Origin of the sequence: Anaeromicrobium sp., assembly GCF_025210435.1 — a bacterium.
In the GTDB taxonomy this organism is placed as follows: Bacteria; Bacillota; Clostridia; order Peptostreptococcales; family Thermotaleaceae; genus Anaeromicrobium.
The window spans coordinates 31,766-46,318 of the sequence record NZ_JAOART010000003.1 but is presented as its reverse complement, the minus strand read 5'-3'; the positions used below and the strand labels follow the sequence as shown (position 1 = coordinate 46,318).

The window sequence follows — 14,553 nt, the reverse complement described above, 5'->3', positions numbered from 1 at the left end:
TTTGGGCATTCTCCTTTGTTTTGTATTTGGTCGGCAAACCTAAATACTATTCTAACAAAGGAGTCTTTTATTTTCTGCTCACCGCTGGAAGCTTTTTTGAACCACCCGCACAGCAGGTGGTTTTCACTTATACAATAAAAAGGGGCAGTTATGTTTATAACTGCCCCTTTTTATTGTTATTTTTCCACAGCCCCTAGTTTTAATCCTGGTACTGCATTTAAATACATATCTGAAATTTTCCCTGCCTTGTAATTATAGTAAGCTGCACAACCAATCATGGCAGCATTATCTGTACACAACTGAAGGGATGGATATAATACTTTTATATTATGTTTTTTTCCCTCTTCTCTTAACAGCTGTCTAAGACCACTATTAGCTGCAACACCACCAGCTATTACTATAGTATCTAATTTCTTTTCCACAGCTCCATCTATGGCCTTCTTAACTAATACATCTAAGACTGCCATTTGGAAAGATGCGGCCACATGTTCTTTTACTATCTCAATACCCTTTTGCCTCTGACTGTTTAAATAATTGAGTACGGCAGATTTTAATCCACTTAAACTAAAATCATAGGACCCATTTTCCAAATAAACTCTAGGAAACTTTATGGCCTCAGGGTTGCCCTTCTTTGCTAGCTCATCAATTATGGGTCCACCAGGGTATCCTAATGCCATGGCCCTAGCCACCTTATCAAAGGCTTCTCCCACTGCATCGTCCCTAGTTCGTCCTAACATGTCATATACACCATAGTCCTTCACATGGGCTAAATGAGTATGTCCACCTGATACTATAAGACACATAAATGGAGGTTTTAATTCCTTGTGTTCAATATAATTTGCACATATATGCCCTTCTATATGATTTACTCCCACTAAAGGCATATCTAGTGCATAGGCCATGGCCTTAGCAGTAGATAAACCTACTAGCAAAGCTCCCACAAGGCCAGGGCCATAAGTTACTCCTATATGGTCTATATTATCCAAGGTCACATTTGCCTTTTCTAAGGCCTCATCTATTACCATATTTATATTTTCCACATGCTTTCTAGAAGCTACTTCTGGTACTACCCCACCAAATTTTTTGTGTTCCTCTATTTGAGTAGATATTATATTAGATAAAACTTCTCTTCCATCTTTCAAGACTGCCGCTGACGTTTCATCACAACTGCTTTCAATGGCAAGAGTTAAGTAGTATTCTCCATTCTTAGGATTATTTTTTTTCATAAACCCACTCCTCTTGTCTAATGTATTCTTTAATATTATATCCAACTACATATGTTTTAGCAAAAGATTTAATAAACCTCCCCCCCTAAAGTAACTTGCCTACGAAGGAAAATATATTAAATTTGGGGGAATCGTAGAACATCACTATATCCTAAGCATAGTCAAAATGACACATGAACCTCTTTTTAAAATTCACACGCTAACATGTGACAGGTGACTTCGATGGAAAAAAATTTAATATATTTTTCTGAAGTAGGCCCACATAAAGCCTATTTCCACTAATAACTTTATTCTTTATCCAATATAAAATTAATTAATTTTAGAATTATTAAATAATCTCTGTGCCATACTATAACTACAAATCTTTATTTTTATTAAAAAGGAGATATAAAATGCATAAAAAACCAAAACAAAGAAAAAATGACGAAGAATATGAAGAGGGCTTTTTTGAAAAGGCCTCAAGAGATAATATTTTATCTGATGCACTTTTAACTCAAGTAACAGAGACGGATGTGCTCAATATGATTTTAACGGAACAATCCTTTGTTCAGCCATATCTTCATTCTCAAGATCCTGTAAAAAATAACAAACATTTATAATAGAACTGTTCATTTGAACAGTTCTATATATTCTCTGCATTTTAATCAACTAGCCATTTTTCTCCTGTAACCTTTATACCAAAGGCTCCTAGTGGTGCAGTAACAATAATGGACAATACGGCGATTGCTAAAATCAGCTCTCCTGATTCTACACCTGCTGCTAAGGGGACTGCTCCTATGGCAGCTTGAACTGTTGCCTTTGGTACATATGCTATTACGCAAAATACCCTTTCCCTCCAATTAAAATTAGTTCCAGCAACGGAAATTAAAACCCCGATGGATCTGGCTAATAATCCAATTGTAATAATAAACAATCCTAACATACCAGAGTCAAGGGCCACATAGACATTTACTTGAGCCCCTATTAATACAAATAAAAGAATTTCTGCAAATACCCATATTTTATTAAATTTACTTGATAATCTATTTGCTACTTTAGGATATTTTTCTAAAAGGATAAATCCAATAGTCATTACACCAAGTAAACTTGCAATAGGTATTATATTTTTTAAACTATCTTCAAGGGTAGTCAATATAATTGCTATGGATATTAATATAAGAGCTTTTTTAGTATCTCTAATATGATATTTTCTGAAAACTTTAATCAATATTATTCCACATATTAAACCTAATAAAATGCCTAGTATTATGGACAAAGGAATTTCTAATATTTTAATAGGTATGCTTATATTCTTTCCTCCATATAAACCTAAAAATGTAGTAAATAATGTAATTGCAAAGACATCATCTATTGATGCTCCTGCTAAAATCAATGTGGGAATCCCCTTAGTAGCACCCTTTTTCCTTTGAATGAAATCAAGCATCTGTGGAACTATAACAGCTGGAGATACGGCTGCTATGATAAAAGCCAGTAATCCTGATTCTATTTTGGAAATTTTTAAGATATAACTTCCTAAAAAAAGAATCGTAATCCCTTCCATAAGTCCTGGTAAACAACTCATTTTAATTGCAGGAACTCCAATTTTATGTAAGGTTTCTTTTTTTATTCCCAATCCTGCCCTTAATAAAATTATTATTAAAGCAATTTTTCTCAAATCTGAAGAAATCCTCAACATACTATCACTAATAAGATTCATTCCATAGGGTCCAATCACAATACCTAATAATATCATTCCCAAAAGACCTGGTAGACCCAATTTGTTGAAAAGCTTATTCACTAATAAACCTAATATAATTATTACACCCAAACTAAAAACCATAATTTTCATCCTTTCCCCTTAATAAGATTATTTTTAGATTTAAAAATCATTTTAAAACAAAAAAACTCCTACTTAGATCTTTAAATCTCAGTAGGAGTCATTAATTGTATTTAAACAATAGTTAAAGGCGAACTCCATCACCTGTATTATTAAATTAAATAGGGCTTATTTAGTACCCCTTATAACTGGAACCATTATATCATAGTTTTACTAATCATGGTATATAAAACCATAATATTTTTACAAAGAAATTTACAAAATATATTAATTTTATCTTCTATAACCTAACTCCATATGCCTAAATAAGGAATGTGACTAGGATAGTTCCTAATCACATTCCCCATTATATTAATAGTAAATTTAACCTTCTTCTCTTGCCGTATCGTCATTCTTTTCCATTAGATTCAAATCACATTGGTGCCCTTGAGTGAAATGGGAACAAGTTTCGCAACTAGTCCACATATGAGCAGAGTTACTTAATCCCTCTCCATATAGGCTACTATATTTATTACAGGTTTCACCTATTGCAATTAATTGCTCTTTACTTCTGTTATTCATGTTCTTCCTCCTTCTTTAAATCATGAAATAGTCTATACTATTATAGTTTGTAAAAGTACCTATAAAATTATTCAAGACCCACTATAGATTTATGAACACTAGATTGACCTTATATATGAGCTTTCCTACAAAGGATAAGATAAATCCATCTATATAGATTTCGCAACACTAAGTTTTCTTTATATAGTAACTTGCCTACAAGGGAAAATATATTGAAAATTTTTGGAACCCTGGAACGTCACAACATCCTATGCTATTTGAACATGACTCATGAACCTATCTACGAAGATTCACACTTTCGCTTGTGACAAGGACTTGGGTGGAAAAAATTTTCAATATATTTTCCTGAAGTAGGCTCACATAAAGCAAATTTATAATCACGAAATCTATAATGCAAAAAAACTATTGAAAGAATCAATTCCTTCAATAGTTTTATTTCCACATTATCATGGCATCTTCCTTATTATCTTCATAGTATTTAGGTCTTATGCCCACACTTTTAAATCCGTATTTTTCGTATAATTTCTGGGCTGGTCTATTGGAAACTCGTACTTCTAGGGTATATGCATTTATGCCCTTCTTTTCTCCTTCACATAAGAGTCTATCTATTAATAAATCTCCATATCCCTTTTTTCTAAACTGGGGATGTACGGCCACATTAGTAATATGCCCCTCATGTCCAATGACCCACAGACCTGCATATCCAACTACCCTACCATTCTCCTCTATGACCACATATAGGGCTAAATCATTCTCCTTCATTTCCTTTCTAAAGGCATTTTCACTCCAAGGAAGGGCAAAAGAATTGTTCTCCACGTCTAATACCTGCTCTATGTCATCTATCGTCATAAGTCTAGTATTAATCATTTGAATCACATCTTCTCATCTTTTCTTCATATTGTCTTTCTGCTTCAGACTTCCTTAGATATGTGGGATTTAATCCATATAAATTGTCAAAATCATTAGAACTAGCTCTTTTTAAGGCAATCTCACCTATGGATGATGCCCTTGGCATATTTACACTATTTGGTGCAAAATAAGCCTTATCCTTTAGCTTTTCTTCTATAACCTGTCTATATTTTTCTACTCCATCACCTAAAAATACCACACTCTCAGGTCTATCCATTAAATATTCTAATACACTATCTAATTCTATGGCCTCATGTTTTCTTATTATTTCTAAATTATCCCTATCCCACTTATAAACAGCCGTATATACTTGATTTCTTCTGGCGTCTAGTATGGGACATACTAACATATGACACATGGGCATATTAAGGGCTAGTCCATCTAGAGTTGATATTCCTATTATATTTTTTCCCTTACTATGGGCTAATGCCTTAGCTGTGGCTATTCCAATTCTTATCCCCGTAAAGGACCCAGGTCCCAAGGCCACTGCAATTACATCTATGTCATCTATAGTAAGATCACAATTTTTTAAAACCCTATCTATAGCCGGCATTAGCTTTTCAGAGTGGGTTAATTTACTATTTACTATTTCTTCACCCATAAGCTTATGTTCATCCATTATGCTCACAGTAGACACTATGGAAGAGGTATCTATACTTAATATTTTCATATTTTCTCCAACTCCTCAACTATTTTTTCAAAATGATCACTAGTAGGTGCCATGTCCATAATTCTCTCATTATTGGGTCCATATTTTATATTAATCCAAAGATGATTCTCAGGTATTATTTCCTCAATTAAGTTAGCCCATTCTATTACACAAACTCCTTCTGAATAAAAATACTCTTCATATCCTATATCTTCCATCTCTTCTACAGATCCTACCCTATATACATCAAAATGATATAGCTTTTCACGACCTTCATACTCATGGACAATGGTAAAAGTTGGACTAGTTATGTATTCATCTATCTTAAGACCTTTAGCAATGGCCTTTGTCATAGTGGTCTTCCCTGCACCTAAATCCCCCGTCAAACACACTATATCTCCCTTTCGAATCAGAGTTCCAAGTTTATATCCTATATTAAAAGTTTTATCTTCACTACTACTTACTATAGTCTTCAAATGTTACACCTCATTTAATCTATTCTAGATTTATCATTCTAAATTTCATCTACAAAGTAACTTGCCTACAAAGGAAAATGTATTAAAATTTTTTGGAATCGTGGAACGTCACAACATCATATTCATAGTAAACATGAAGCATGAACCCATATTCAATATTCACACTTTAGCATGTGACAGGTGACTTGGATGGAAAAAAATTTTAATACATTTTCCTGAAGTAGGCTCACACAAAGCCAATTTCCACATGAGAAATCTATAATTATATTATTATCCAAAATCAATTATATAATTTCACATGGAATCATTCAAGAAAAACAAAAAAATATGACGGTTATTTTACAAATAACCGCCATTAGCTTACCTTATCTTTAAAATAGGTGATATTTTTTTATATATTACTAAAGTTACAGCTGATACTACCGTTCCTTTTATTAAATTAAATGGAACTACACCATATAATATTAAGGACTTTAAATCTACTATATATTTATTAGTTGCTTTACTCATATCTATTATGGCTTCTATAGGCATGAAATTTGAATAAAAGGGAATCAATACATAATAATTGGCTAATCCTCCCACAATGGCCATAGCTAAAGTTCCTAAAGCCATTCCCATTAATGCGCCCTTTCTACTTCTATTATTCTTATAAACCATACTAGCTGGTACTATTAAAGATATTCCTATTAAAAAGTTTGCAAGTTCTCCAATTCCTCCAGTAGATGACTTTGTAATTAAGTTAAGTAAATTTTTAATAAGTTCTATTAATATTCCTGCCATAGGCCCTAATGATAAGGCTCCTATTAAGGCTGGCAAATCACTTAAATCAATTTTTAAAAACTCTGGAAAGAAAAATAGTGGCAATTCTAATAACATTAATACATAAGAAAAAACTGACAATACAGCTATTCTAGCCATTACATGGGTCTTTCCTAAAGTACCTCCATTAATAGTACTCATCTTATTCATATATATTCCTCCTTAGATAGGTAATTCTATAGTCAGGCATATGCTAAAATAAAATGCCCGAAGCATAGTACACTTCGGACATAAAAAAGTCATAAATAAACCTTCCTCTACCATCCAGACTTTACTGTCGGTACTGGAATCACACCAGTTCAACCATAATAATATTATGGTTCGCGGACTTTTACCGCCGGTCGGGAATTTCACCCTGCCCCGAAGAATACCTAATTTTCAATATTATATTTTCTTAACATCATTATATATTAATTAATTTAATTATTCAACACATATCTAATTCTTCTGTTAAAGATAGATTAGTGTATTTACAAATTAAATATGTGGCTAAGAGAAATATTTCATGAGGTAGTGAAAATCTAATTTTATCCCAATCTGAATAAAATAAATGATTTATTTTCACTTCCATAAAAATTAACACCGAGCTCTCTATAATATATATGGATATGATAGGTATTATAACTGCCCATATGGCCTTTTTATAGGATATGCCTAAAATAAAATATATTAAGCATATGTATATACCTGTAACTACAAAAATATATGCGGGAAATGGTACATATCTTTTGATCATAATTAAACTCATAGATTGTACCATGACTAAAAATATGATTTTAGTCCATTTCTGTTTCCCCTCATTTACTAAATACAATCCACTTAAAAGTATTAATATATTCTCTGGAATCATGATAAAAAGTATAGTTTTTAATGAAATCATATCCATATAACCTTTTTCTCCCCCTTTTAGTTAAATAGCGCCCCTTATTTACACTATTTATAATATTCATTAGATCTTCCTTTTAAGACTTTAATTTTGAACTGTATATAATTCTCCTTTTTTCATATAATTCCTTCCTATCCGATTCTCATTTAATATAAATTTAAGATTTTCATCTACACTTATAAAGGAGCATCCCATGGGGGATACTCCTTTTATTTATTCCTCTGCAACTACAAGTTCTTGAATAACATTAAATTTCTATTTTAACTAAAACTTATATGAACTTACCTATTTACCATGACCTTATCTAGCCTTTGGTCTCTTCCCTTGATTTATTAAATCATTGATTGTCTCTAGTAATTCTGGAAGATCTGCCATAGATTTTATAGTAAAATCGGCTCCATTTTTCATAAAAACTTCTTCTGTCTCCTTAATCACTTCCTCTTTCTCAATATCTGAAAAACTATTAAATTCCTCATAACTTAATCCCATTTCAGAACTTCCAATAATAACACCTACTGACCACACACCAGCATTAACTCCTTCTTTAATATCTGATGATGTATCACCTACTTTAACTACCTTCCAAGGTGCAGTAAGTTTAAGTTTTTCCATATTTTTATATATCATATATGGATAGGGTCTTCCTAGTTTATTAGTTGCATCTGGTGTTACCCAAAGATCCGGCCTATAGCCTTTTTCCTTTGCCTCTTTTGTTACAATATTCATCATATTGTTTGTATAACCAGTTGTTGAACCTATCTTAAGCCCTTTTTCTTTTATTATTTTCACAGTATCTATTACTTCTGGAATTGGATCAGTATACTTAGATAGTGAATCCATTAAGGCTGGCTCAAATTTTGAATATAGTTCATTTACATCATTTTCATCAAAGGCTCTGCCTTTATTTTCTTCCCATAAAGCACTAATTCTTGGCATTTGTAACATGGCTCGTATATGATCAATCTTTAACATTCCCATTGGTTCTCTAGCTTCTTTCATAGTAACCTCTATGCCAGCATCTTTAAATATATCAATAAAAACATTTACAGGAGCAAAGCACCCAAAATCTACCGTAGTTCCTGCCCAATCAAATATTACACCTTCTATCATCATTATTTTCTAACCACCTTTACATATTCGTTAATTACATCACAAAGATTATTTATATCTTCTTCATAAATTTCTCCAATGTTTCCCATACGGAAAGTATCTACATCTGTCAATTTTCCTGGATAAATTACAAATCCTCTTTCTTTCATATAGTTATAAAAGCTTATAAAGTCAAAGTCTTGAGTTGGAAATAAAAATGTAGTTATTATAGGTGACTGATTTTCTTCTTGTATATATGGATTAAAACCTATTTCCTTAAGTCTACTACGAAGTAGTTTATTATTGGTTTTATATCTCATATATCTTTGAGTAACTCCTCCTTCTTCTATTAACTCATCTATTGCCTTAGAAAATCCTCCAACAACATGAGTAGGTGAAGTATATCTCCATTTCCCATCTTTGTCCATTACCTTCCATTGTTCAAATAAGTCTAAGCATAAACTTCTTGAATTTCCTTCACATTTAAGAAGTTTATTCTTTTTTCCAATGACAAAACTAAATCCTGGAACCCCTTGAATACACTTATTTGCACTACTAATCAGAAAGTCTATCCCTAATTCTTCTATGTTAATTTCAATACCCCCAAAACTACTCATAGCATCGATTATGAGAGTCTTTTCATGTTCCTTTGCTAATTTAGCAATCACTTCAATAGGATTTAATATTCCTGTTGTTGTTTCACAATGAACCATAACTATATGAGAAATTTCTTTATCTTCTTTAAGTATATTTATTATTTCTTCTTCCTTTGGCACTTCATCATAGGATAATCTATATGGAACATGATTAATACCTATATATTGTGACATTTCTATTATTCGCTCTCCATAAGCCCCATTACTAATAATTAAAAGTTTATCTTCATGGGACATGGCAGTAGTTATAACAGATTCCACAGCAAAACTCCCACTCCCTTGTATTAATACAGTGGTATAATTATCTAATGAAGCTTTTCCGATTTCAAGAAGCTGCTTTCTTATCTTTTGAGTTATAGACTTATAATCATCATCCCAGGTACAACGATCAATTAACATTTCTTCCTTTACTGTGTTTGTAGTAGTAAGTGGTCCTGGTGTCAAAAGCTTATAGTTATTCATAATCTAAACCTCCATTCATCTATTTTGAATTCTTGAAAAATTCTTGATGCTCTTTTAGAATATCTACTGTAAGTGCTTCTTCAAATTTCTTTGGATTTCCTGGTTTATTCTCATCACTTACCCTTTCTCCCTCATAAAGTGCAACAGGATAATATTTTATTAAATCTTCTCTAGCATTATGAACTATTACCTCTGCCATTTCTTGCGCAAGTTTTGTTATTTCTTCATCTTTATCAACTACTGCAATACCCTCTATCAGAGAAAAATTTCCTTCCGTTGGATCAATACACGCTATTGGTAATCCTGCAATATTATCGCCAACAGCTTGATGGCGTAACCCAAATCCTACTGCAACCTCTCCAGCTCTTACCTTTTTTATAGGTCCTGACCCTGAACTTTCAATGTGAGGTCCACAATTTTTGATTAACTGTCTAAGAATCTCTTGTCCCTCTTCTTCTCCATATTCACTGATGATGGCTTGAATAAGTAACCATCCAGTAGATGAATCCATTATGTTTGGTATAGATACAAAATCTTGAAATTCTGCCTTTGTTAAGTCTTTAATTGATGTTGGCACTGTAAGATTTTCTTCTTTCATAATATTTTCATTTGCAAACAATCCACCTGTAATAGCTAAAATAGGTGTATAGTAGGATGGATATTCCTCTAATGAATTGGTTTCAAACACTAACTCTGCAAACATATTATTTTGTTTTTGTGCACTTTCTATAAAATACGAACTCATAGTTACAATATTAGCATCAATCTTATCTCCCTCTGCAATAAGCTTTCCTCCAAGCTCTGATGTTCCGTAGGATTGTAAAATATACTTTCCCTCATAACCTGCTCCATTCAGAGCATATTCCATAGAAGCAATAGCCTCTTCATCCCCATTGGTATAAATAATAACTGATTCTTCCCCTTGACTACCTTGAATACCACAAGCAGAAAATGCCACTACTACAGCTAATAATAACGTACATGAAATCATAGCTTTTAATATCTTTTTCATCATCCAACTCTCCTTAATTTTATTTTTTATTTATATTTCTTTTGTATATAATCACAGGATACCTTAACAACAATATTTGTTAAAAATATTAGTAAGGATAATGTAAAAATATCACTAAACTTTGCATAATGCTGTAATTGTTTAATCTTACTGGTTACTAATGAGGTTCGTGCACTAACAAGAAATATAACTGCACTAATCGTAACCATAGATTGAATAAAGTAATAACTAAACATGTCTACCACAGTAGATGCAGAGTTTGGTAAAATCACTCTAAATACTGTTTTAACCCAGCTATCTCCCATAAGCTCCCCTGTAGTTTCAAAGGATGGATTCATTTTAGATAGAGAATTTTTTGCCATAAGGTAGGGGGTAGTAAAAAAATGGACAATATTACATGCTATGATTATTATAAATGTTCCTTTTAAGTTACTATTATTAAAACACAGTAGGTAGGCTATACCCAACACCATCCCTGGAACAGTATTTGTTATCATAGATATACCATCAATTGATAGCTTTACTTTTTTATTAATTTGTGTCCTCACATTAACAATTGCACATATATATGCTACTACAGTTCCTATTAAAGCCGAACACATTCCTATTATAACTGAGTTCTTATATACCCTTGAAAGATTATTAGCTGTAAGCACCCTAATGAAGTTTTCAAAAGTTGGACTCATATTATAAGGATAACTTTCAACAAATGGCACTATAAACATAATCATAAATATTAAAAGTATTCCTACTACCATCCCTAATGATATGGTTCCAAAACAAATATCTTCAATTCTATTTTTAGGTAATTGAATATCTGTAACTTTGTCAAAATGATAGTTAAACTTTTCTAAATAATTTAGTAATAACACACCAAAGACTGCTGGTATTAACATAAAAACTGCAATTACAGCCCCATTATTAAAATCAGGTATAGAACCTAGCATAACTTGATATAGTTGAGTAGAAACTACACTATAAGCTCCCCCAATAGATGCTGGTATTCCATAGTCTGTAAAACTTGCTATAAATGATATTGCAAAGGCTCCTCCTATGGTTCCCACTAAAGGATGTAATACTGTATTTTTAAAAGTAGTAAATCCCTTATCTCCCATTAGCTTTGAAACAATAACAAACTTTTTATCTATATATTTAAAGGAATTATTTATCAAAATAAATGCCATTGGTAATGTGTATATAACATACCCAATCAACAATCCTGTAAATCCATATATTTGAAATAGTTCTTTTCCTAAAAACCTCACTATAATTCCCTGTTTCCCTAGAGAGTATATAATGGCAAATCCATAAGTTATTGTAGGTAAAAGCATGGGCATTAGGATTCCAACTCTTATAATTGCCTTTATGTGTTTATTCAAATTTGTATAATTTATCGTATAAGCAAGTATAAAAGCTAAACAAGTTGTTATAACAGCCGTGGCTGTAGACACCTTAATACTATTTAATATTGCCTGGACTAACTCTTTATCAACTATGGCGACTATATAATTTGAAATTCCTATTCCATCCCCAGTTTGCAATGATTTTAAAAATAGAATAATGAGGGGCGTAATTAAAAAGCCTATAAACATGAAAGAAATAATAAAAAAACATAATTTAATCTCGCCCTTAACTCTACCCATAACACATACCAAAAAGATTATATATATTTTCTCTCTTAGCGTGTAATTGACTTATAATAAAATCTTCAACAAAATTATTTTTAGGTTCATTTATTATTTCTTGTGGCTTAGCAAACTGGGATACCTTTCCTTCATTAATAATTAGGACTTTATCTGATAGAGTTAATGCTTCCTCTGGATCATGGGTAACAATAATGGTAGTTAGTTCATACTCCCTTGCAATAGCTTTTATTTTTTCCTTAATAGATTCCTTTATGACCCCATCAAGGGCACTAAATGGCTCATCTAAAAGAAGGATTCTTGGTTTTGTAACCAATGTTCGAGCTAAAGCAACTCTTTGTTTTTGTCCTCCTGATAATTCACTTATTTTCTTTTTAAGATGTGGTTTTAAACCTAAGATGGCTATAAATCCTTCAAGTTCTTCTTTCGTAGCTAAGCTTGGATTATTTCTCAACCCGTATACTATATTTTCATAAGCATTCAAATTTGGAAACAAAGCATAATCTTGAAATACTATATTAAATCCTCTTTCCTTCATGGGAGCATTTGTTAGATCCACCCCATCATAAATCAACTTTCCATTGTCTATATTTGTTAATCCTAAAATCATATTTAATAATGTGGTTTTACCACTTCCACTTGGTCCTAATAAAGAAACTATTTCTCCTTTTTGAATATCTATTGTAATATTTTCTAATACTACTTTTTTATGAAACTGCTTTTTTATATTTTTTAACTGTAGCAAAGTTTTTACCTCCATTCAGTTTTTTTACTTCATAATAAGTTTAATCTATTTTAGTTAAAATAAGATTAAACAAATGTTAAAACCATGTAAAACATTCAAGTGAGGATGGTTATAATCTCTTCTATAAAAATATGTATATTTATTTTTTATAACATAAAAAAAGAACTCCTAGTTCTATTCTAACTAGAAGTTCTTCCTTATATTTATTCCTCTACAACTACAGGTTCTTGAATAACAACTTCCTCTTTTATCTCAATAGGTTCTTCATATACCCTTGGTTTCATCAAATCACTCATATACATAGTGTTTTCTATTGTTAAGTTAGGCATACTAATATCCATATCCTTATTAATATTATATATTTCACTATTGTAGTTAATTGTTAATTTGATTACTCCTTTTTTGTCAGGTCTTACCATAGCTTCTTCATTTTCATCATATTCTTTTAATTGTCTATTAGCCTTTTCTATCTTCTCTAAATCAATATTTAAATCTATAGTTCCATTTTCACTTACAATAAATCCTTCTTCATTTATCTTGTATTCTATAAGAATTCCCCTATTTCCTAATAATTGAACGTCATCATATACATCTAAAAATTTATTTATTTTTTCTTTTAACTCTGGAATATTATTTTTAAATTCTTCCATGTCCCTATTAATGTCTGCCTTTGTATCTTCACCTTCAAGTTTAGATACTTGGGATGCATCTATCATAATATTTGCATAATCCTTTATGAAACCTAGAACTTCTTCATTTTCTAAGAAATCATTAGCCATATATCTTACAAGCTTTTTTAGTTCCCTATCTTCTAACTTAAGCTCATATTTAGCTAATTCTCTTCCATCTATCTTTTCCTTACCCTTGTAATCTACCATTTTAAATCCTGGATTAAATTTAGTAACGTACTTTCTTGCAAAGTTTCTTAATTTCGATTGCATTTCCTTGCTAGCACTAGTTAACTTTCCCATATCCATAGTACTTTTAGCATTTGTGTCCATCATATTATTAAAGTCATATACTAAATATTCTTTCCCCTGTTGTTCAGGAGGAAGAAATCCACTAACTACAGTTGGTATTTTTATGACCTCTGATAATAGGGGCACCTTTTTACTTGTATCAGATTTTACCCATATGGTAGTATTAACACCTGTACCAGCCACGTTCATATCCAAATCCATCTGAGCGTTTACTATAGTTTTTTCATCATTTTGCTTAACCTTGTTATGTATGGAAAATTTAGAATCATTTATAGCCCTTTTAGTTTCCTCTATTTGGGCTCTATCTCTTTCATCTGCATCTTCCACGTCTAGGTTAAAAGTAATTGTTGTATCACTTTCCATAGAGTTTATTTTTTGTGATTTTTCTAAAGCACTATATAGTCTATTTTCATATTTACTACATCCTGTAAAAGAAAGAATCACAACTAGTATTAATGATAGTATTGATACTTTTCTCATATTCTTATCCATCTCCTTTTCATTACGCTTTCATATATTATACAATATTTTTTTATCCAAATATAGGTAATATTCTTATTTTTAAGAGTTTTTAAGAAAATAAGGAAATGATTCAAGTATATACTTGAATCATTTTACCCA

At 31.4% G+C, this 14,553-nt stretch carries 15 protein-coding genes and 2 riboswitches; of the genes, 1 reads left to right on the top strand and 14 read right to left on the bottom strand.

Annotated elements, in window-relative coordinates:
• Positions 1-176 precede the first annotated feature (176 nt).
• Positions 177-1,226, bottom strand: coding sequence for a tRNA (adenosine(37)-N6)-threonylcarbamoyltransferase complex transferase subunit TsaD (gene tsaD, locus N4A57_RS00425; protein ID WP_293655318.1), 1,050 nt, complete (start codon positions 1,224-1,226; stop codon positions 177-179).
• Positions 1,227-1,618: 392 nt separating this feature from the next.
• Here tsaD and N4A57_RS00420 point away from each other — a divergent pair, with 392 nt between their 5' ends.
• Positions 1,619-1,825 (top strand): hypothetical protein, encoded by a 207-nt coding sequence (locus N4A57_RS00420; RefSeq protein WP_293655317.1) that lies wholly within the window; start codon positions 1,619-1,621, stop codon positions 1,823-1,825.
• Between the two features lie 41 nt (positions 1,826-1,866).
• Here the strand turns inward: N4A57_RS00420 and N4A57_RS00415 are convergent, their stop codons facing one another.
• From N4A57_RS00415 to N4A57_RS00355, 13 genes are all read right to left on the bottom strand, one after another.
• The gene (locus N4A57_RS00415) at positions 1,867-3,045 is read right to left on the bottom strand and encodes a cation:proton antiporter domain-containing protein (RefSeq protein WP_293655315.1); all 1,179 of its coding nucleotides are present in this window, start codon (positions 3,043-3,045) and stop codon (positions 1,867-1,869) included.
• Positions 3,046-3,129: 84 nt separating this feature from the next.
• Positions 3,130-3,196, bottom strand: a riboswitch (Fluoride riboswitch).
• Positions 3,197-3,405: 209 nt separating this feature from the next.
• Complete coding sequence (locus N4A57_RS00410) at positions 3,406-3,603, bottom strand: hypothetical protein (protein ID WP_293655313.1); 198 nt, start codon at positions 3,601-3,603, stop codon at positions 3,406-3,408.
• A gap of 432 nt (positions 3,604-4,035) precedes the next feature.
• Entirely contained in the window at positions 4,036-4,470 is a 435-nt protein-coding gene (rimI, locus tag N4A57_RS00405) for a ribosomal protein S18-alanine N-acetyltransferase (protein ID WP_293655311.1), read from the bottom strand.
• Positions 4,463-5,182 carry a tRNA (adenosine(37)-N6)-threonylcarbamoyltransferase complex dimerization subunit type 1 TsaB gene (gene tsaB, locus N4A57_RS00400; protein WP_293655309.1) on the bottom strand — a complete coding sequence of 240 codons (720 nt, stop codon included), beginning with the start codon at positions 5,180-5,182 and terminating at the stop codon, positions 4,463-4,465. Before tsaB ends, rimI begins: the two co-directional genes overlap by 8 nt.
• A complete protein-coding gene (gene tsaE / locus N4A57_RS00395) occupies positions 5,179-5,637 on the bottom strand; it encodes a tRNA (adenosine(37)-N6)-threonylcarbamoyltransferase complex ATPase subunit type 1 TsaE (protein WP_293655307.1) in 459 nt (152 codons plus the stop codon). Before tsaE ends, tsaB begins: the two co-directional genes overlap by 4 nt.
• Positions 5,638-5,997: 360 nt before the next feature.
• Positions 5,998-6,609, bottom strand: coding sequence for an ECF transporter S component (locus N4A57_RS00390; RefSeq protein WP_293655305.1), 612 nt, complete (start codon positions 6,607-6,609; stop codon positions 5,998-6,000).
• Between the two features lie 98 nt (positions 6,610-6,707).
• Positions 6,708-6,831: riboswitch (FMN riboswitch) on the bottom strand.
• 55 nt (positions 6,832-6,886) lie between these two features.
• Entirely contained in the window at positions 6,887-7,345 is a 459-nt protein-coding gene (locus N4A57_RS00385; protein WP_293655303.1) for a hypothetical protein, read from the bottom strand.
• A gap of 300 nt (positions 7,346-7,645) precedes the next feature.
• Entirely contained in the window at positions 7,646-8,458 is an 813-nt protein-coding gene (gene phnX / locus N4A57_RS00380; RefSeq protein ID WP_330671409.1) for a phosphonoacetaldehyde hydrolase, read from the bottom strand.
• A complete protein-coding gene (gene phnW / locus N4A57_RS00375) occupies positions 8,458-9,552 on the bottom strand; it encodes a 2-aminoethylphosphonate--pyruvate transaminase (RefSeq protein WP_293655301.1) in 1,095 nt (364 codons plus the stop codon). The genes phnX and phnW overlap by 1 nt, the downstream gene beginning before the upstream one ends.
• A gap of 19 nt (positions 9,553-9,571) precedes the next feature.
• Positions 9,572-10,564: an ABC transporter substrate-binding protein gene (locus N4A57_RS00370; protein WP_293655299.1), complete on the bottom strand. Its 993-nt coding sequence runs from the start codon at positions 10,562-10,564 to the stop codon at positions 9,572-9,574.
• A 26-nt stretch (positions 10,565-10,590) separates the two neighbouring features.
• Positions 10,591-12,207, bottom strand: coding sequence for an ABC transporter permease subunit (locus N4A57_RS00365; protein WP_293655297.1), 1,617 nt, complete (start codon positions 12,205-12,207; stop codon positions 10,591-10,593).
• A complete protein-coding gene (locus N4A57_RS00360; protein WP_293655295.1) occupies positions 12,200-12,952 on the bottom strand; it encodes an ABC transporter ATP-binding protein in 753 nt (250 codons plus the stop codon). The genes N4A57_RS00365 and N4A57_RS00360 overlap by 8 nt, the downstream gene beginning before the upstream one ends.
• 203 nt (positions 12,953-13,155) lie before the next feature.
• Complete coding sequence (locus N4A57_RS00355) at positions 13,156-14,412, bottom strand: hypothetical protein (protein ID WP_293655293.1); 1,257 nt, start codon at positions 14,410-14,412, stop codon at positions 13,156-13,158.
• Positions 14,413-14,553 lie beyond the last annotated feature (141 nt).